This window comes from Streptomyces chromofuscus (assembly GCF_015160875.1).
In the GTDB taxonomy this organism is placed as follows: Bacteria; Actinomycetota; Actinomycetes; order Streptomycetales; family Streptomycetaceae; genus Streptomyces; species Streptomyces chromofuscus.
This window is the reverse complement of sequence record NZ_CP063374.1, coordinates 6,807,325-6,827,196: the sequence shown is the minus strand read 5'-3', so window position 1 is coordinate 6,827,196 and position 19,872 is coordinate 6,807,325. Positions and strand designations below refer to the sequence as shown.

The window sequence follows — 19,872 nt, the reverse complement described above, 5'->3', positions numbered from 1 at the left end:
GCGCCGTGGCGGACGGTCTTCCGGGGCGGCGTGGCGCACGGTCTTCCGGCCGCCGTGTCAGGGGGTCTTGCGGAACGCGCGGAGGGTGAACCACGGGTCCGGGCGGGGGCGGTCCTGGTCCGGCAGCGCGGCGAGGCGGGCGGCGAAACCGTCGGCGAGTGGGTGGCCGGGCGGCAGCGTCACGAACCAGCCGCGGCGCAGGTCGGCGACGGTGCGGCGGGGACTGCGGCCCTGGCCGCGGCCCGGGAAACGGGTCAGTCCGGCGGGCAGCAGACCGTGTTCCGCCGCGTACGACCCGACGGCCGACGACGTGTCGGGGACGGGGCTGCGGGGACGGGATGCGAGGACGGCGTCGATGTCACTGCCGACGTTGTGGGCGGCGGCCTTGTCGACCGTCGTGACGTAGACGCCGCCGGGGCGCAGCACGCGCGCGCACTCCGCGACCGCGGCCCTGACGTGCTCCGGCCGTTGCAGCAGGTGCAGCAGCCACACGCTGGTGACGGCGTCGAACTCCCCGTCTCGGAAGGGCAGTCGGCGGCAGTCGGCGAGGACGACGGCGCCGGGCAGCCGGGCGGCGGCCTGCCGGGCCATGGCGTACGTCAGGTCGACGCCCGTCACCCGCATCCCGGCGCGGGCCGACGCGAGCCGCCGGGTCACGATGCCGGTACCGCAGGCGACGTCGAGCAGCCTGCGCGTCTGACGCGGCAGAAGACTGAGCACGCCCTCCGCGGCGGCGGCCGCCCGGGGCTCGCCGCCGCGCGAGGCGTCGTACCGCTCGGCCTCGTCGGTGTAGTCCAGCACCGCGGGCTCAGCCGACGCCGTGCGCCGGGGCGAGGGCCTCCACCCGCTCGGCCAGCGCGAAGTCCTTCTCCGTCACCTTGCCGCCGGCGCTGTGCGTGGTGACCGTCAGGGAGACGGTGTTGTAGCCGAGGGTGAGGTCGGAGTGGTGGTCGAGCTCCTCCTGCACCTGGGCGATGTGGACGACCAGCGCCGTCGCGGCGAGGTGCGAGCCGAGCCGGTAGGAACGGGAGAGCCGGTCGCCGTCGAACGACCAGCCGGGCAGCTCCGCCAGCCGTTCCTCGATCTCCTTCTGCGACAGCGGTGCGACGGGCATGGGCTCGCTCCCTTCGGGGATGTCGCGTACCCGTTCAGCGTGCCACAGAGGGAGGGTCGCGGGCCTGGTCAGGAGGCTTTTGGCGGACAGCCGAGCACATCGGGCCGTCCAAGCCGCCGCTGCAGACGGCCGCGCACGCCCGCCCGCTGCACCGCCCGCGCCTCCCGGGGCGGCTGCCACGCCTCGTTCCTCCGTGCCTCCTGGACTACGGTCGTACGCATGACCACTCTCCCGTCCGCGCCCGGCACGTCCCCCGTCACCCCCGCCGACCGGGGCGTCGGCCCGCTGCTGCGGGCCTGGCGGGAGCAGCGGCGGGTCAGTCAGCTGGACCTGGCGCTGCGCGCGGGCTCCTCGGCGCGGCACATCAGCTTCGTCGAGACGGGCCGCTCCCGCCCCAGCGAGGAGATGGTGCTGAGGCTCGCCGAGCACCTGGACGTCCCGATGCGGGAGCGCAACGCCCTGCTGCTGGCGGCCGGTTACGCCCCGCGCTATCCGGAGACGCCCCTGGACGACCCGGCGCTGGATGCGGTGCGCGCGGGCATGGAACGGCTGATCCAGGGCTATGAGCCGTACCCGGCGCTGGTGGTGGACGCGCGGTACGACGTGCTGGCCGCCAACCGGGGCATCGCCGTGCTGCTGGAGGGCCTGCCGGAGTCCTTGCTCACGGACCCGCCGAACGCGATGCGCCTGACGCTGCACCCCCAGGGCCTGGCGCCGCGCATCCGCAACTTCCGGGAGTGGCGCGGTCATCTGCTCGCCCAGATGGAGCGGCAGATCGCGCTGCGCCGGTCGGCGGCCCTGCGGGAGTTGTACGAGGAGGTGACCGCGTACCCCGTCCCCGAGTCGGTGCCCGAGGGCGAACCGGCGGAGCCCGTCGCCTACTTCGCGCTGCCGCTGCGGATCGAGCACGGCGGCCGGATCCTGTCGTTCGTCTCGTCGATCTCCACGTTCAACACCCCGATGGACGTGACCGTCGCCGAGCTCGCCATCGAGACACTGCTCCCGGCGGACCCGGCAACGGTCAAGTACCTTCAGGAACTGCTGCCCTGACGTTCCCTCAGCGCGATGTACTGCAACGCGGCGAACCCGGCCACGGTGAGGGCCTGGAGCACCCCCCACACAGCGCCCGCGGTGCTCGGCGTGAGCCACAGGACGAGGGCGAGGAAACTGAGCGCCGCCCAGGCGAGGTTGGTCTCGATCACCGCCCGCACGGGCAGCGCCGCCGGACGGGGCCGGGCGGCGAGCAGCGCGACGCCCGCCGCGTACGCCATCAGCACCGCGCCGAGCACGAGCAGCAGTCCGGAGTCCACGCCGAGGAGCCGCCCGAGCGGCCCGGAGGCGACGAGGTAGGCGACGCCGTTCACCCCGGTCACCACGGCGTCCAGGGCCAGGAAGCGGCGGAGCGCGGTCTGCGGCTCGGTGGTGCGGGCGAGAGCGGCGAGCTGGGATGCGGACATGGCGGATCACCCTCCGTCGAGTTCGAGTTGGCCGGGCCCGGGTGCCGGGCCGGAGTGCGCCGGTCCGGCACCCGGTACGACCACGATGGACCGCACGGGCGACATGGTCGATTACCTCGGAGGTCATGCCACGGGCATGGCCGGGTGGCGCAGACCGCACCGCCGCACCCGTGTGACCGCAACCGGAACATGACACACTGCACCCGTGCTTTCGGCGCGTAGGGGAGGCGTGGCGTGAGTGAACGGCGGGCCGCGCCCACCGTGGGCCAGGTGGTGCTCGGGAAACGGTTGCAGGAGCTGCGCGAGGCGGCGAACCTCAAACGCGAGGAGGCGGCACGCGTCCTGCGCGTGGCCCCGGCGACCGTGCGGCGGATGGAGACGGCCGAGGTCACGCTGAGAATCCCGTACCTCCAGATCCTGCTGCCCGCCTACGGCGTGCCCGAGGACGAGGTGACGGCGTTCGTCGCGCTGGCCGAGGAGGCGAACCAGCCGGGCTGGTGGCAGCGGTTCAGCGACGTGCTGCCGGACTGGTTCAGCCTGTTCGTCAGCCTGGAGGGCGCCGCCCGTCTGATCCGCTCCTACGAACCGCACTTCGTGCCCGGACTGCTCCAGACCGAGGACTACGCCCGAGCCGTGCTGAAGGCGGGGACGATCGGGCGGTCCGGCGGCGCGGAGGCCATCGAGCGGCACGTGTCGCTGCGCATGGCCCGGCAGGAACTGCTACGCCGCCCCGACCCGCCGCACCTGTGGGTGATCATGGACGAGACGGTCCTGCGCCGCCCGGTGGGCACCCGCCCCGAGGTGATGGGCGCCCAGCTGGACCGGCTGATGGAGGCCGCCGAGAGCGACCGGGTCACCCTGCAGGTCGCCGAGTTCGCCACGGGCCCGCACCCGGGCGCCTACGCCCCCTTCTCCCTGTTCCGCTTCGCGGAGCCGGAGCTGCCGGACATGGTGTTCACCGAGTACCTGACCGGTGCGCTGTACCTGGACTCGCGCCGCGAGGTCTCCGCGCATCTGGAGGTGCTGGACCACATGACGGCGCACGCCGCGTCGGCGCTGCGCACCAGGAAGATCCTTCAGGAGTGCCGCGGGGACCTGTGACCCCGCCGCTGCCCAGCCACGCCCGACCCACGACGAGGAGACCGCACCGCATGACCGGATCCGAGGCCCACTCCCCCAGGATCGACACCAGCCGGCCGCACCCGGCCCGGGTCTACGACTGGTGGCTGGGCGGCAAGGACAACTACCCGGTGGACGAGGAGCTGGCCCGCCGGATCCTCGCCGTGGACGGCACGGTGCTGCGCGGGGCACGCGCCAACCGCCGGTTCATGCACCGGGCCGTGCGCACGGTCGCCGAGGCCGGGATCCGCCAGTTCCTGGACATCGGCACCGGTATCCCCACCGAGCCCAACCTGCACCAGGTGGCCCAGGACGTCGCGCCGGAGGCCCGGGTCGTGTACGCGGACAACGACCCGATCGTCCTCCGGCACGCGCAGGCGCTGCTGCACAGCTCCCCGCAGGGCGCCACCACCTACGTCCACGCCGACGTGCGCGACCTCGACACCCTGCTGCGGCGGGCGGGCGAGACACTGGACTTCGGCCGGCCGGTCGCGCTGTCGCTGGTCGCCCTCACCCACTACCTCGACGACGAGGCGTACGGCCTGGTCAAGACGTACGTCGACGCGCTCGCCCCGGGCAGCCACCTGATCCTGTCCCAGGTCACCCCGGACCTCACCCCCGAGGCCGTGGAGAAGGCCGCCGAGCACTTCCGGCGCACCGGCACGCCGTTCTTCCCCCGCACCCTCGCCGAGTTCTCCCGCTTCTTCGACGGTCTGGAACTGCTCGGCCCCGGCGTGATCCCCGTCCACGGCTGGCGGCCGGAACCGCAGGACGTGGCCGCCCAGGCGGAGGGCGTCGTGCCGGTGTACGCGGGCGTGGCCCGCAAGGCCTGAGGGGCCCCGGGACCACGCGGGCGTACGCACGGCCCGAGGGCCCCGGGGACGTCTCCTGGTCGACGCGGACGCTAGTGCCGCGACAGGCAACGTTCACCCCGTCCCGACGCCCGGCACGCCCTCTCGCCGCACCGGACGCCGCTCCTTGCCGGGCAAACGTTGCCTGCCGCGGCACTAGTCGACGCGGACGCCGACGAGGCAGGTGTCGTCGTCCGTGTCCGACTTGCTGTAGGTCAGCAGCCGGTCCAGTTGCTGGTCCAGCGTCTTCGGCGCCGTGCTCGCCGTGGTCAGCAGGTGGGTCAGCGACTCCTCCACGGAGCGGTCACGGCGTTCGACGAGGCCGTCGGTGTACATCAGCAGCGTGTCCTCGGGCGCGAGCTGCACCTCGGCCTCCTCGTACCCCGCCTCCGGCACCGCGCCCAGCAGGATGCCCTTGACCAGGGGCAGCGGCGCGGCCTTCGTGTCCCGCACCAGCACGGGCGGCAGATGGCCCGCCCGCGCCCAGCGCAGCACGCGCCGGTCGGGGTCGTACAGGGCGCACACCGCCGTCGCCGTGACGGCTCCCGTGAGGTGGTGCGCCACGATGTTGAGCCACGACAGGAGCTGGCCCGGTCCGGCGCCGGTGACGGCGAGGCCCCGCAGCGCGTTGCGCAGCACGACCATGCTCGTGGCGGCCTCTATGCCGTGGCCGGCGACGTCGCCCACGCACAGCAGGACCCGCCCCGACGGCAGGACCACGGCGTCGTACCAGTCGCCGCCGACCAGTTGCTCCGTCTCCGCCGGCCGGTAGCGCACCGCGACCTCCAGGCCGGGCATCTGGAGCGGGGCCTGCGCCGGGGGCATGATGGCGTGCTGCAACTGCAGCGTCAGCCGGTTGCGTTCGGCGGCCTGCTGCTCGGTGTGGGCGAGCTGGTCGCGGGTGGCCGCCAGCGCCACCTCCGTCCAGTGCTGGGCGGAGATGTCCTGGCAGGCGCCGCGGACGACGAACAGCCGGCCGTCGGTGTCGAGGACGGGCTCGGCGACGACCCGGATGTGCCGGTTGACCCCGTCGGGCCGCTGGAGCCGGAAGGCGGCGGACGCGGGCCGGCGGTGGTGCAGCAGCGTGCGCAGGAACCGGCCGATGGCCACCGCGTCGTCCGGGTGCGCGTGGGCGGGGAGGTCCTCCAGCGACACCGGCGGGCTCGTGGTGGAGCGGCCGTACAGGTCGAACATCTGGCTGTTCCAGGTGATCCCGCCGGTCAGCAGGTTCTCCTCGAAACCGCCGATGCGGCCGAGGCGCTGGGCGTGCTGGAGCAGGCTCGCCAGCCGTGCCGTCTCGTCCTCGATGCGCCAGATCAGCAGCACACTGCCGCCGTGCCGGCTGATGCTGATGTCCGCCACCGCCGACAGCGGCACCTGGTCGACCAGCGCGGTCAGATGCATCCGGCGCGCCCGGAACGGCTCGCCGGTGGCGTACACCCGCTCGATGCGCTGGAACAGTTCGCTGTCCCCGGCCGTCATCGGGTACGCCTCCAGCAGCAGCGCCCCGCTCACCACCGCGCGGGGCCGGCCCGCGGGGTCGAGGAAGCGGGTGTTGACGTGCTGGATGCGGAAGTCCACCAGCTGCCCGGAGTCGTCGACGTGCGGCACGAGGACCAGCGCGGGGTCGTGCAACCCGTCGGCGAGGTCGGTGAGTTCCGCGGCGTCCGGCACGATCCGCGGCTCCTGCACCGCGTCGGGGCGCGGCGTGTACGTCTCCAGGGTGTGCGCGCACAGCTCCGCCAGCGCCTCCACCTGCCGGACGACCTGGGGCGGCTGCGGCTCCAGCGGCCCCGGCCAGGCGATCTCCAGGACCCCGTGGATACGCCCTCCGGTGCCCGCCGGTACGGCGACCCGGCCGCCGTCGGGGTGGTGATGCCGGCCGACGGTGGGCAGCCCGGTCTCGGCCAGCGACGTGAACCACTGGCCGCTGCGCTCGGTGAGTCCGCGGCGCGCCACCGTGGCCACGTCCGGCGGCACGTAGCGCCAGCGGGAGGCCTCCGTCGGGGCGAACCCGGCGCTGCCCGCCAGGGTCAGCGAGCCGTCCGCGCCCGCGGCCCACACGGCCACGGCCACCGCGCCCAGCGGGCGCAGCGCGTGCTCCAGCAGCGAGTCGGCGACGGCCTGCGCGTCGGACGCGGCGAGCGCCCCGCTCTCGGCGGCGCGCAGGCGTACGGCGGCGCGGTCACGCTCCGCCGAGCGGGCGCCGTCGGCGGCGGCCGCGAGGAAGGCGTCCGTGACCTCCGACATCCGGTCACGGGCGGCCTGGTTGATGACCTCGACGGCGAATTCCAGCGGGCTGACCCGGGCCTGCTCGGTCAGCTCCGCGAGTTGCCGGGCGGCCTGCGCCGGGCCGCAGCCGAGCCGCTCGACCAGGATGCCCTTGGCGAGTTCGATCAGGGCCCGGCCCTCCGCCTCGGCCTGCGCCGCCCGCACCTCCCGGCGCAACCGCTCGACGGTGGCGGCGAGCCTGCCGACGGGGGACGTCGCGGAGACGCCCGCGAGATCGCCCGACGACACCGCCCGCCCGGCCGGGGCCGCGCCGCCTCCGTCCGGAGCGGTGGCGGGGTCGCGTCCGCCGGTGAGGTCGAGCGCGGCGGTGAGGTCGGCAGCGTCGAGGTCGAGCGCGCCGGTGAGGTCGGCAGCGGCACGGTCGAGGTCGAGGGCGCCGGTGAGACCGGGAACGGCAGCGTCGAAGTCGAGCGCGCCGGTCGAGTCGGAGGCGCCGGTCGGGCCGGGCGTGCCCGCGGGGTGCGTCGTCGGCCCCGGTACGTCGGTGATCCGCTCGGGGCCGTCCGGCGGCTCGGCGGGCCGGTCGGCGTGGTGGTCGGACGTGCTCACGATGCGGGTGCTCCTCGGCGGGACGCCCCTGGGGCGTGGACGGTCGGGCCGGGCCCGCCCCGGCGGGATGCCGGGGCGGGCTGCGGCGCGGTCACGGGGCCAGCCAGCGGCGGACGCACGCGATCAGATCGTGGGTGTCGACGGGCTTGGTGACATAGTCGCTCGCCCCCGACGCCAGGGACTTCTCCCGGTCACCGGGCATCGCCTTGGCGGTCACGGCGATGATGGGCAGGTCGGCGTACCGGGGCATGCTGCGGATCTCGGCCGTGGCGGTGTAGCCGTCCATCTCCGGCATCATGACGTCCATCAGCACGAGGGCGACGTCCGGGTTGTCGACGAGCGTCTCGATGCCCTTGCGGCCGTCCTCCGCGTGCAGCACCCGGAAGCCGTGCAGCTCCAGGATGCCGCTGAGGGCGAACAGGTTGCGCGCGTCGTCGTCGACGACCAGCACGGTGCGGCCGGCGAAGGAGTCGTCCACGACGTGCGACGTGAGGTTCTGCGACTCCTCCGCCCTGACCAGGGTCAGGACGTCGCCGGGCTCCTCGGCGGACAGGTGCAGCGCGATGCGCTCGCGCAGCTCGTCGAGGCTGGACAGGAACTCGAGTGCCCCGTCGTCCGTGCGGGAGCGCAGCGCCTCCGCCCGCGCCACGTCCGGCCGGTGACTGCTGTGCACCAGGACGGGCACGTCCGCGAGGGCCGAGTCCCCGTGCAGCGCCTCCAGGAAGCGGGTGGCCGCACCGTCGGGCATGTCCAGGTCGAGGACGACGCAGTGGCACGGTTCGGCGGCCAGCGCACCGGCCGCCTCCTGCGCGCTGACGGCGGTGATCAGGTCGACGTCGGGCCGCGGGACGGCGTCCTCCGGGCTGAGGCGTGCCACGTCGGCGACGACGCTCTCCGCGACGAGGGTCAGCAGACCCCGGGGCCGCTCCTCCACGACGAGCACCCGGCGGCGGCGCCGGCGCCGCCCGTCCGGGCCGGGCCGCGGGGCCTCGAGGACGTCGACGGCGCTCTGCGGGGCGGGCAGTTCCGCGGGCTTCTCCGGGGACCGGCCCGCCAGTTGCTCGAAGTCGGGCCGGGCCACCGGGAGGAACAACGTGAAGGTGCTGCCCCGGCCGGGCGTGCTGTCCACGGTGACCGCGCCGCCGAGCAGATGGGCGATCTCGCGGGTGATGGACAGACCGAGGCCCGTGCCGCCGTACTTGCGGCTGGTGGTGCCGTCGGCCTGCTGGAAGGCGCCGAAGATGGACTCCAGCTGCTGCTCCTGGATGCCGATGCCGGTGTCCTTCACGCGGAAGGCGACGACGGCACCGCCCTTGACCACCTTGTCGGGCACCTCCTCCTCCGCGGCCGGCTGGATGATCAGCTCGACGCCGCCCTGCTCGGTGAACTTCACCGCGTTCGACAGCAGGTTGCGCAGCACCTGACGCAGCCGGGAGTCGTCGGTGAGCAGGTCACCGGGCGCGCCGGCGGCGGTCGTCACCGTGAAGTCCAGGCCCTTCTGCGTCGTCATCGGCCGGAAGGTGGCCTCGACGTACTCGATGAGCTGGCGCAGCGACACCCGCTCCGGGGCGACGTCCATCTTCCCGGCCTCGACCTTCGACAGATCGAGGATGTCGTTGATCAGCTGGAGCAGGTCGGAGCCCGCGGAGTGGATGATGCCCGCGTACTCCACCTGCTTCTGCGTCAGGTTGCGCGAGGGGTTCTGGGCGAGCAGCTGGGCGAGGATGAGCAGGCTGTTGAGCGGGGTGCGCAGCTCGTGGCTCATGTTCGCCAGGAACTCCGACTTGTACTTCGAGGCCAGCGCCAGCTGCTGCGCGCGCGCCTCCAGTTCCTGCCGGGCCTGCTCGATCTGGAGGTTCTTGCCCTCGATGTCGCGGTTCTGCGCCGCGAGCAGCGAGGCCTTCTCCTCCAGTTCGGCGTTGGAGCGCTGCAGCTCCTCCTGCTGCGCCTGCAACTCGGCCGAGCGGACCTGCAGTTCGGCCGTCAGTCGCTGCGACTCGCCGAGCAGCTCGTCGGTGCGGGCGTTGGCCACGATGGTGTTGACGTTGACGCCGATCGTCTCCCGGAGCTGTTCCAGCAGGTCCCGGTGGATCGGGGTGAAGGGCGTGACGGACGCCAGCTCGATGACACCGAGGACCTGGTCCTCGAAGAGGATCGGCAGCAGGAGCAGGGCGGTGGGCACGGTCCGGCCGAGGCCCGAGGAGATGGTGACGTAGTCCGGCGGCAGCTCGTCGACCGAGATCGTGCGGCGGCTGCGGGCGGCCTGGCCGACCAGGGAGCGGCCGAAGGGGATCCGGGCGGGCCGCGTGTCGTCCTCGGGGCGGCCGTAGGAGCCGACGAGCCGCAGCTCGGGGCCCCTCTCGCCGTCCTCCGCGAGGTAGAACGCGCCGTACTGGGCGGACACCAGCGGCACCAGCTCGTCCATGATCAGCTCGGCCACGACGGGCAGGTCGCGGTGGCCCTGCATCAGACCGGCGATCCGCGCCAGGTTGGTCTTGAGCCAGTCCTGCTGCTGGTTGGCCCGCGTGGTCTCGCGCAGGGACTCCACCATGGAGTTGATGTTGTCCTTGAGCTCCGCGACCTCGCCGGAGGCCTCCACGGTGATCGACCGGGTCAGGTCGCCCTCGGCGACGGCGCTGGCCACCTCGGCGATCGCGCGCACCTGCCGGGTCAGGTTCCCGGCCAGCTCGTTGACGTTCTCCGTCAGCCGCTTCCAGGTCCCGGAGACGCCCTCCACCTCGGCCTGGCCGCCGAGGCGTCCCTCGGTGCCGACCTCGCGGGCCACGCGAGTGACCTCGTCGGCGAACGCGGAGAGCTGGTCGACCATCGTGTTGATGGTCGTCTTCAGCTCCAGGATTTCCCCGCGGGCGTCGACGTCGATCTTCTTCGACAGGTCGCCGCGGGCCACCGCCGTCGTGACCAGGGCGATGTTGCGGACCTGGCCGGTGAGGTTGTTGGCCATCGAGTTGACGTTGTCGGTGAGGTCCTTCCAGGTGCCCGCCACGTTCGGCACCTGGGCCTGGCCGCCGAGGCGCCCCTCGGTGCCGACCTCGCGGGCCACGCGGGTGACCTCGTCGGCGAACGCGGACAGCGTGTCCACCATCGTGTTGATGACGTCCGCCAGGGCCGCGACCTCGCCCTTGGCCTCAACGGTGATCTTCTGCGACAGGTCGCCGCGGGCGACCGCGGTGGCCACCTGGGCGATGGAACGGACCTGGCTGGTCAGGTTGGACGCCATCACGTTGACGTTGTCGGTGAGGTCCTTCCAGGTTCCCGACACGCCGCGCACGTGCGCCTGGCCGCCGAGGCGTCCCTCGGTTCCGACCTCGCGGGCGACGCGGGTGGCCTCGTCGGCGAACGCGGACAGCTGGTCGACCATCGTGTTGATGGTGTTCTTCAGCTCCAGGATCTCGCCCCGGGCGTCCACCGTGATCTTCTGCGACAGGTCGCCCTTGGCCACGGCGGTGGCGACCTGGGCGACGTTGCGGACCTGGGAGGTCAGGTTGCCCGCCATGAAGTTCACCGAGTCGGTCAGGTCGCGCCAGGTGCCCTTGACGCCCTTGACGTCCGCCTGGCCGCCGAGGCGTCCCTCGGTGCCCACCTCGCGGGCGACGCGGGTGACCTCGTCGGCGAACGCCGAGAGCTGGTCGACCATCGTGTTGATGGTGTTCTTCAGCTCCAGGATCTCGCCCCGGGCGTCCACCGTGATCTTCTGCGACAGGTCGCCCTTGGCCACCGCCGTCGTCACCTGGGCGACGTTGCGGACCTGGGAGGTCAGGTTGCCCGCCATCAGGTTGACCGAGTCGGTCAGATCGCGCCAGACGCCCGCGACCCCGGGCACCTTGGCCTGACCGCCGAGCCGGCCCTCGCTGCCGACCTCGCGGGCGACGCGGGTGACCTCGTCGGCGAATGCCGAGAGCTGGTCGACCATCGTGTTGACGGTCTCCTTCAGCTCCAGGATCTCGCCGCGCGCGGGTACGTCGATCTTCTGGGAGAGGTCGCCCTTGGCCACCGCCGTCGCCACCTGGGCGATGTCGCGGACCTGGGTGGTGAGGTTGCCCGCCATGGCGTTCACCGAGTCGGTCAGGTCGGCCCAGGTGCCGGAGACCCCCGGCACCTCCGCCTGGCCGCCCAGCGTTCCCTCGGTTCCCACCTCACGGGCGACCCGGGTGACCTCGGAGGTGAACACGGACAGCTGGTCCACCATGCCGTTGAAGACCGTGGCGATGTCACCCATGAGACCGTCGGCGTCCTCGGGCAGCCGCGTGCCGAAGTCGCCGTCCCGCACCGCGGTCAGGCCCGCCAGGAGCCGCCTGAGCTCCTGGTCGCCCGGCACCGTCTCGGCGACCTCGCTGGTACTGCTGGTCATGCGCACCCTTGTTCCCCTCCCAGGGGCATTGCCGACTGTTCGTTGCTCGACGACAAATACGCCGCAGGTTAACAGCCCGAACGGTGCACACAAAGTCTTCGACCAACCCGCACACGACGGCCTCATCCGACCGGAAACAGACCGTGGACGTGCGGCTACCCCCGTTCCCGAAGCCCACGCGCGGTGCGCTCCTAGGCCGCCCCTCCCTTGGTGTCCTTGTCGTCGTCGACGATCTCCGCGTCGACCACGCCCTCCTCGTCCTGCGGCGCGGTGCGCTCACCGGCGGCGCCCTCGGTCGGCGTCTGCTGGGCCTGCGCGTACATGGCCTGGCCGACCTTCTGGCTGACGGTGGCGAGCTTCTCCACCCCGGTGCGCAGCTCGCTGGTCTCGGCGTTGCGCTCCAGCGACTGCTTCAGGTCCGTGATCGCCGACTCGACCTCCGCCTTGGTGTCGGCCGGGACGCGCTCCTCGTTGTCGCGCAGGAACTTCTCCGTCTGGTAGACGAGCTGCTCGGCCTGGTTGCGGGTCTCGGCGGCCTCGCGGCGCCTGCGGTCCTCCTCGGCGTACTGCTCGGCCTCGCGCATCATGCGGTCGATGTCGTCCTTGGGGAGGGCCGAGCCGCCGGTCACCGTCATCTTCTGCTCGCGGCCCGTGGCCAGGTCCTTCGCGGAGACGTGCATGATGCCGTTGGCGTCGATGTCGAAGGCGACCTCGATCTGCGGGACGCCGCGGGGGGCGGGCGGCAGGCCGGTGAGGTCGAACGTGCCGAGCTTCTTGTTGTACGCGGCGATCTCGCGTTCGCCCTGGTAGACCTGGATGCCGACCGAGGGCTGGTTGTCGGCCGCGGTGGTGAAGATCTCCGAACGCCGGGTCGGGATCGTGGTGTTGCGCTCGATGAGCTTGGTCATGATGCCGCCCTTGGTCTCGATGCCCAGGGACAGCGGGGTGACGTCGAGGAGCAGCACGTCCTTGACGTCGCCGCGCAGGACACCGGCCTGCAGGGCCGCGCCGACGGCCACGACCTCGTCCGGGTTGACGCCCTTGTGCGGATCCTTGCCGGTGAGTTCCTTGACCAGGTCGGTGACCGCGGGCATCCGGGTGGAGCCGCCGACGAGGATGACGTGGTCGATCGCGGAGAGCTTGACGCCGGCGTCCTTGACCGCCTGGTGGAAGGGGGTCTTGCAGCGGTCGAGGAGGTCGGCGGTGAGCTCCTGGAACTGGGCGCGGGTGAGCTTCTCCTCCAGGTGCAGGGGGCCTTCGGCGGATGCGGTGATGTAGGGCAGGTTGATCGACGTCTCCGACGAGCTGGACAGCTCGATCTTGGCCTTCTCGGCGCCCTCGCGCAGCCGCTGGAGCGCCATCTTGTCGTTGCTGAGGTCGATGCCGTACTGCCCCTTGAAGCGCTTGACGAGGTACTCGACGATCCGCTGGTCCCAGTCGTCACCGCCGAGGTGGGTGTCGCCGTTGGTGGCCTTGACCTCGATCACGCCGTCGCCGATGTCCAGGAGCGAGACGTCGAAGGTGCCGCCGCCGAGGTCGAAGACGAGGACGGTCTGCTCCTCGCCCCGGTCCAGGCCGTAGGCGAGGGCGGCGGCGGTGGGCTCGTTGATGATCCGCAGCACCTTCAGGCCGGCGATCTCCCCGGCCTCCTTCGTCGCCTGCCGCTGGGCGTCGTCGAAGTAGGCGGGCACGGTGATCACCGCGTCCGTGACGTCCTCCCCGAGGTACGCCTCGGCGTCCCGCTTCAGTTTCTGCAGCACCCGCGCCGACAGCTCCTGGGCCCGGTAGCGGGTGCCGTCCACGGAGCCCTGCTCGGGGAACCGCCAGTGCGCGTCGCCCATGTGCCGCTTGACGGAGCGCGCGGTGCGCTCGACGTTGGTCACGGCCTGCCGCTTGGCGACCTCGCCGACGAGCACCTCGCCGTTCTTGGCGAAGGCCACGACGGACGGCGTGGTCCTGGCCCCCTCCGCGTTGGCGACGACCGTGGGTTCACCGCCCTCCAGGACGGCCACCACCGAGTTCGTGGTCCCGAGATCGATACCGACCGCGCGTGCCATCGCTGTCCCCTTCCGCCAGGGAGCCTCTTCACGTTCAGCACAAAACCCGAGTGGGCTCTTGTCAATGGGGCCCTTGGTTCATTCAGGCACATACCCGACGAGGGCCGGGGTCAGTCCGCGCTCGGCGCCGGCGTGGGAGCGGCCACGGCGGAAAAACGGTCAGGCCGCCCCCGGAGGGACGGCCTGTGTCCGGTTCCGCGCGCCCTCAGGCGAGCTTCGCCGACAGGGTGATCGGGACGGCCTTCAGGGCCTGGCTGACGGGGCAGTTGGCCTTGGCGTCCTCGGCGGCGGCGACGAACGCGTCGTCGTCGAGGCCGGGGACGGTGCCCTCGACGGTGAGGGCGATGCCGGTGATGCCCTCACCGGGCTGGAAGGTCACGTCGGCGGTGGTGACGAGCTTGGTGGGCGGGGTGCCGGCGCCGGCCAGGCCGTGCGACAGCGCCATGGAGAAGCAGCTGGAGTGGGCGGCGGCGATCAGCTCCTCGGGGCTGGTCTTGCCGTTCGCCTTCTCGGCGCGCGACGGCCACGACACCGGCTGCTCGCCGATGCCGGAGGAGTCGAAGGTGACGACGCCGCTGCCCTCGAGCAGGTTGCCTTCCCACACGGTGTGTGCGGAGCGCGTGGTTGCCACGGTTGTTCCTTTCACATGCTCTCGGTGCGACCCCGTTCAAGGGGATCCTGGCCCTATCCGATCACATTCCGGCTCACCGCACGCGAAACACCGGCCCGCGAGCGGTGAACGGCAGCCGGGCGCCCTGGGGAATCAGGTAGGCGTGCTCGCGCCGCACCCGCAGCACGTCGCACCAGCCGTCGGTGATCACCAGCACCGGCGCGCCCGGCGGGAAGTCCTCCGCCCGGTGCAGCAGATCGATCCCGGGCTGCAGGACCGTACCGCCGCGCCCGTGCACCCGCACCCGCCCGGCGATCTCACCGACCGGCAGATAGCCCGCGTCGTGGGCGGCCGCGTCGCAGAAGACGACCCGCGCGGCCGGTACGTCACGGGCCTCGGCGTACGAGGCGATGGCACCCAGCGCCTTGCCGAGCAGCGTCCGCTCCATGGAGCCGGAGGTGTCGAGGACGACGCCGAAGGTGCAGCGGGCGACCTCCTCGGGCGGGAAGTGGCGGCCCGCGCGCGGGATGTCGGGCGTGGACGCCTGCCGGCGCGCGGGACGGGCGTACGAGCGCACCGGCTCCGGACGAGGCACGAACTCGTCGAACCAGCGGGCCAGCCGGGCGTCCCACGGCAGCGGTGGATGGCTGAGGGCGCGGATCTCCTCCACCAGCCCGCCGGGCAGGAAGCCGCGCTCCTGGTGCTGGTGCAGGTCGAGGCCGCCGGCGAGGCCGCGCCGGTAGAACTCGTCGAGGTCGACGTACGCGCCCGGCGGGCCGAGCGGGGCGCCGAGGACGTCGGGGCGTCCCCTGCCGCACAGCGTGGACAGGCGGCGCATCCGGCGCAGGTCGCCGGCGATGCGGTCGTAGACCTCCTCCGCGGACAGGCCGGCCAGGTCCTTGTCGTGGAGCAGCCCCTCGGGCATGGTGCCGACCTGCATCTCGCACAGCCAGCCGTTGATGACGTAGTCGCAGGCGACGTTGAACAGGTAGGGGTCGCGGGTGCCGCAGCGGTCGCCGTGCCGCAGGGCGGCGTGCAGCATCTCGTGGGCGAGGACGAAGCGCCACTCCTCGTCCTCGAACTGGCGCAGCGGGTTGATGTAGATCTCCCCGGCCTCGGCGTTCACGGCCGCGACGGAGATGCCGTGGGCGCGGGTCAGCTCGGCGTCGGCGACCAGCTTGATGCCGGCCGCGATACCGCCGAGCAGCGGGTACGAGGAGATGAACCAGCGCAGCGCCCGCTCCCAGGGGCGGGCCGGGACAAGGGTGCCGTCGAGGGAGTCGCGGCGGCCGCCCGCCATGTCCAGGGCCGCGGACATGGTGCGGGTGAGCGCGTTCGCGAAGGCGAGCGGCCAGTCGGGCGGCTGCCCGTACCAGCCGCGCCAGGTGAGCAGCAGCTGGTCGGGCTCCGCGCCCGCGGTGCCGCACCGCTCGTACGCGGCCGGGAGGCCGTCGCGCCGCCACCGCCGCGTCAGCTGTTCCTCGTCGCCGTCGGGGTAGGAGCCCGGTAGGTGCTCGGGGGTCCGGCCGACGGGGAACGTGAGCAGGAAGCGGTTGACGACCGCGCAGCGGGCGGCCAGTTCGTGACGGTCGGGCTGGACGCGGTCGCCCTTGGCGGCCGGGACGTGGCCGAAACCGAGATGGATCACGGCGTGTGCGATGGCCCAGGCCCAGTCGCGGCCGTCGGCGACCCGGTCGGGGTGGGAGTGCAGCACGCCCTCGGAGTCCACGCGGATCAGGCCCTCCCGGGGCGCGAGGTCGCAGTTCTCGTCGCGGCAGGTGTCGAAGTCGACGGCCTTGAGTGCCGGGTTGGCCAGCACGAGCCGCATGCCCTCCGCGTACGCCTCGCCCGCCAGGTCCCGCTTCTTGCCGCCCTTGCCGCGGGTGCGGCTCACCGCCGCGCCTCCACCAGACGCGGCATGTCGCGGGCCGCCTCGATCAGGAACCAGGCGGGCAGGACCGGGTTGCCGTCGGCGTCGGAGGCGATCACGCTCTGCGCGACCTCGACGGAGATCTCGGCGAGCTGCACCAGCAGCGACTTGGCGCGGTACGCCGTCTCCCGCCCCTGCGCCGACATGTGCTCCTTGCTCGCGGGCAGTTCCTTGACCAGCCGGCCGCGGAAGGACTCGGCGAGGTAGTAGAGCAGATCGCGGTCCTCCAGGCGGTGCGGCCAGCGGGCTTCGCCCTTGAGGATCGCCTCGATGCCGAACCGGCTGCGCACGATCTTGACGTAGCCGCAGAACGCGGTCGCGTGCGCGGGCGTCAGGGTGCCGTGCGCGAGCACCTTCAGCGTCTCCTCGTCGAGGTCGCGTCCGAAGGAGTGCAGCGCGTCGGAGAGCATGTGCCAGGAGCGGGGCGTGGAGAACGGCTCCTCGGTCTTGGGCGGCCGGGACCACAGGTGGTCGGGCCGGTCGGTGAGGTGGTCCAGGATCCACGGGTGGATGCCGTTGTTCGCCGCCCACACCAGCCAGTCCTTCGGGGACGCCTCCAGGTGCACGTGCGCCAGGCGGTTGACCAGCGCGGAGGCGATGGGGCGGGCGAGGGCGTTGTCGGTGGCCCGGTTGCCGGCGCCGATCACGATGGAGCCCTTGGGCAGTTCGTAGTCCCCGATCCGGCGGTCCAGGATCAGCGAGTAGAACGCCTTCTGCACGTCCGGCGTGGCCGCGTTCAGCTCGTCGAGGAACAGGCAGTACGGCTCGTCGCGGGCGATCGCCTCCGGCGGGCAGAACACCGACCGTCCGTCGCGGATCTGCGGCACGCCGATCAGGTCCTCGGGCGCGAGCTGCGTACCGAGCAGGCTCACGCACTCCAGGCCGAGCGACTCGGCGAACTCCCGCACCAGGGACGACTTCCCGATGCCGGGGGCACCCCAGAGGAAGACCGGCCGGACGGTGGCGAGGCCGAGAAGGAGGTCGGGGACGCGGGCGGGGGTGACGGTTATGGCTGCCTGCACGCGTCCAGTGTGAGCGGCGGGTTCCGGTGGCGCAGCCGAATTTCTCACGACGGCTGTTGTGCGTCTACTGGTGCGTCGGGGCTGGTCGCGCGGTTCTGCGCGCCCCTTCGGCCTGCTGCCATCACGGCGTACACCAGTACTCCGGCAGCAGCGTCCAGCCGTTGAGGCAGCCGGTCATGGAGACCAGCGCGGTGTTCGCCGGTGCCGGCGGGGGTCTGCCGGGCGGGGGCGGGGGCGGCCGGGGTCTCAGCCTCTCTTCGAACTGATGCCCGGGATCGCCGGGACGGCGCCCATGGTCGGGCATGGCCTGACATCGCTCCACATCACACGATTTTGTCCTGTGTGGGCAGGTCCGGCACCGCAAAAGGTGTGGCGTCGCGGACCGTGAGCCGGGAATCGTCCAGCGGCACCTGGGGCCCGTTGCACTCCCGCAGCCAGCGACGCAGCACCCGGTGGACCTGCTCCGCGCCGACCGGTTCCGCCCCGTCGGCCACCGGCGCGGACAGGGCGACCGGCGACAGCAGGAAGGGACGGCTCTGGCAGCCGCCGAGGCCGCCGTGCGAGCCGATCTGCTCCTCGAAGGCGAGGACCTCTCCGTCGGCGGGGTCGTGGAAGGAGTTGACCATGATGTCGGCGGTGTGCGGGAAGGAGTGGGTACGGAGCACCGCCTGGGCGGCGCCGGGCCCGTACCCGGCGAGCGGCCCGGGGTGTTCGTCGGAGAGTTCGTCCACGGGGACCTCGGCGCCGTTCGCGCCGAGCACCACCCCGCCGTGCTCCTCGCTGCGCACGAGGAGGAACCCGATGCCGGGGTGGTTGGCGAGGGTCGGCAGCAGCGCGGGATGGCGGGCGTCGATCTCCTCCCTGCTCATCCGGTGGGGCACGGCCGGGAACGAGACCAGGCCGAGATTGCCGGAGGCCAGGACGATCGGCTCCGAGCGGCGCGACGGGCGGCGCTGGTCGTGCTCCTCCTCCACCGGCCTGCGCAGGGCGGCCCGGACGGCCGCGCGGGCCTCCGCGCCGCTGCGGGTGCGCTCCGCCCGGCGCGGCACGGGCAGCCCGCAGCCGGCCCGGACCAGGTCGCCGAGGGTGAGGCCGTAGCGGGCGCGAAAGGTCTCGCCGGGGCTCTGGCCGTGGTCGGACAGGACGACGATCCGGTAGGGGCGGGGGGCGTGCTCGGCGACCTTCTCGATCAGCGCGAGGGCCCGGTCGAGGCGTTCCAGGACCTTCTCGGCGTCCCGGCTCGTCGGCCCGGAGTGGTGCGCCACCTCGTCGTACGCGACCAGGTCGGCGTAGACGGCGGTGCGCCCGGCGAGCAGGTCGCCCATCACCGCGGCGACGACGACGTCCCGTTCGACGACGGTCGCGAAGGCGCGGACGAACGGGTAGAGGCCGCCGCGGGAGACGCGCGGGCGGACCTTGCGCATCCGGGCCCGGGTGGACTGGGCCACCTCGCGGCCGGTCTCGGCGACGAAGGACAGGGCGGTGCGCACGGCGTTGGCCGGGTCGGAGAAGTAGGCGAAGTAGCCCGCGCGGGAGCGGGTCTCGCGGCTGCGCCGCCGGGTCGTGATGGACAGCACGAGGGCCTGCTCGTCGGCTCCGCCGCTGAACAGGTTGCCGCGGCTGGCGCCGTCGACGGTGAGCAGTCCGCCCTCGCCGGTGCGTTCGACGGCGCGGCGCTGGAGTTCGGCGGCGCTGGTCGGCCGGTTGCTGACCATCACCTCCTGGGTGTCCTTCTCGTACCACCGGAACGCGGGGACGTCGAAGGTGCTGCCGTGCAGGATGCCGAGCTGGCTGGCGCCGGTCTGGCTGGACCAGTCGGTGCGCCAGGGGGTGAGGTGGTGGGTGGGCCGGCCCGGCCCGTCGGCGGATCCGCGGCCGAGCCAGCGGGCGACGGTCGGCATCAGCCCCTTGCCGACGGCGGCCGTCAGCACGTCGTGCCCGACGCCGTCGAGCTGGACGAAGACGATGCCGGGGCTGACCGGCCCGTGCGCGGGGGTGCGCCGGCGCCGGTCGGCGAGACGGTACAGGCGGCGCCGGTAGGCGTCGTCGTCGCGGACGGCGAGGGCCGCGCCGGTGGCGGAGGCGACCGCGGACATCACGGCGGCGACGACCACCGCGGTCTCCGGGTCGACGGCGCCGCGTTCGGCCGGGTCCAGACGCAGGGCGAGCAGGAGCAGCGCGCCGTTGAGGAAGAACACCAGCAGGCCGAGCACGAGCGCGGGCACCAGCAGCAGGAGCCGCACCAGCAGCGGCCAGACCACGGCGGACAGCAGTCCGAAGGCGCCGGCGGCGGACGCGGCGGTCACCGCGATGGTGGTGGCACTGTCCCCGTCGGGGCTCTGCAACTGGAAGTCCGGCAGAATTCCGGCGAGCACCAGCATCGTGACCGTGCTGACGGCCCACACCGCGACGCTCCGCCCCACCTGGCTGACGATCCGCCGCCAACGCCCTCCGAGCACTCCCCGCACACCTCACGTCCCGGCCCGCCGCCGGAACGGGCCT

13 protein-coding genes are annotated in these 19,872 nt (G+C 72.8%); 3 read left to right on the top strand and 10 right to left on the bottom strand.

The window, feature by feature from the left end; all coding sequences use genetic code 11:
- Positions 1-57: 57 nt before the first annotated feature.
- Together IPT68_RS30670 and IPT68_RS30665 are read right to left on the bottom strand one after the other, a co-directional pair.
- The gene (locus IPT68_RS30670) at positions 58-801 is read right to left on the bottom strand and encodes a class I SAM-dependent methyltransferase (RefSeq protein WP_189698199.1); all 744 of its coding nucleotides are present in this window, start codon (positions 799-801) and stop codon (positions 58-60) included.
- Positions 802-808: 7 nt separating this feature from the next.
- Positions 809-1,114, bottom strand: a complete 306-nt coding sequence (locus tag IPT68_RS30665; RefSeq protein ID WP_189698200.1) for a 4a-hydroxytetrahydrobiopterin dehydratase — start codon at positions 1,112-1,114, stop codon at positions 809-811.
- A 219-nt stretch (positions 1,115-1,333) separates the two neighbouring features.
- Between IPT68_RS30665 and IPT68_RS30660 the strand changes: the two genes are divergently transcribed.
- Positions 1,334-2,164 carry a helix-turn-helix domain-containing protein gene (locus tag IPT68_RS30660; RefSeq protein WP_189698201.1) on the top strand — a complete coding sequence of 277 codons (831 nt, stop codon included), beginning with the start codon at positions 1,334-1,336 and terminating at the stop codon, positions 2,162-2,164.
- Here IPT68_RS30660 and IPT68_RS30655 read toward each other — a convergent pair.
- The gene (locus IPT68_RS30655) at positions 2,146-2,571 is read right to left on the bottom strand and encodes a hypothetical protein (RefSeq protein ID WP_189698202.1); all 426 of its coding nucleotides are present in this window, start codon (positions 2,569-2,571) and stop codon (positions 2,146-2,148) included. The two genes, IPT68_RS30660 and IPT68_RS30655, sit on opposite strands and share 19 nt — an antisense overlap.
- Positions 2,572-2,805: 234 nt before the next feature.
- Between IPT68_RS30655 and IPT68_RS30650 the strand changes: the two genes are divergently transcribed.
- Positions 2,806-3,672 (top strand): helix-turn-helix domain-containing protein, encoded by an 867-nt coding sequence (locus IPT68_RS30650; RefSeq protein ID WP_189698203.1) that lies wholly within the window; start codon positions 2,806-2,808, stop codon positions 3,670-3,672.
- Positions 3,673-3,722: 50 nt separating this feature from the next.
- Entirely contained in the window at positions 3,723-4,523 is an 801-nt protein-coding gene (locus tag IPT68_RS30645) for an SAM-dependent methyltransferase (RefSeq protein ID WP_189698204.1), read from the top strand.
- 174 nt (positions 4,524-4,697) lie between these two features.
- Here the strand turns inward: IPT68_RS30645 and IPT68_RS30640 are convergent, their stop codons facing one another.
- The 7 genes from IPT68_RS30640 to IPT68_RS30610 form a co-directional block, all read right to left on the bottom strand.
- Positions 4,698-7,061 carry a SpoIIE family protein phosphatase gene (locus tag IPT68_RS30640; protein WP_189698267.1) on the bottom strand — a complete coding sequence of 788 codons (2,364 nt, stop codon included), beginning with the start codon at positions 7,059-7,061 and terminating at the stop codon, positions 4,698-4,700.
- Between the two features lie 412 nt (positions 7,062-7,473).
- On the bottom strand, positions 7,474-11,751 hold the full coding sequence (locus IPT68_RS30635) for a HAMP domain-containing protein (RefSeq protein WP_189698205.1): 4,278 nt from the start codon (positions 11,749-11,751) through the stop codon (positions 7,474-7,476).
- Between the two features lie 191 nt (positions 11,752-11,942).
- The gene (gene dnaK / locus IPT68_RS30630) at positions 11,943-13,808 is read right to left on the bottom strand and encodes a molecular chaperone DnaK (RefSeq protein WP_189698206.1); all 1,866 of its coding nucleotides are present in this window, start codon (positions 13,806-13,808) and stop codon (positions 11,943-11,945) included.
- 205 nt (positions 13,809-14,013) lie between these two features.
- On the bottom strand, positions 14,014-14,439 hold the full coding sequence (locus IPT68_RS30625; RefSeq protein ID WP_189698207.1) for an OsmC family protein: 426 nt from the start codon (positions 14,437-14,439) through the stop codon (positions 14,014-14,016).
- Between the two features lie 73 nt (positions 14,440-14,512).
- Positions 14,513-16,312, bottom strand: a complete 1,800-nt coding sequence (locus IPT68_RS30620) for a vWA domain-containing protein (protein ID WP_189698208.1) — start codon at positions 16,310-16,312, stop codon at positions 14,513-14,515.
- The gene (locus IPT68_RS30615; RefSeq protein WP_189698209.1) at positions 16,309-17,370 is read right to left on the bottom strand and encodes an ATP-binding protein; all 1,062 of its coding nucleotides are present in this window, start codon (positions 17,368-17,370) and stop codon (positions 16,309-16,311) included. The genes IPT68_RS30620 and IPT68_RS30615 overlap by 4 nt, the downstream gene beginning before the upstream one ends.
- 323 nt (positions 17,371-17,693) lie before the next feature.
- A complete protein-coding gene (locus IPT68_RS30610; RefSeq protein WP_189698210.1) occupies positions 17,694-19,838 on the bottom strand; it encodes a phage holin family protein in 2,145 nt (714 codons plus the stop codon).
- Positions 19,839-19,872: the final 34 nt, after the last annotated feature.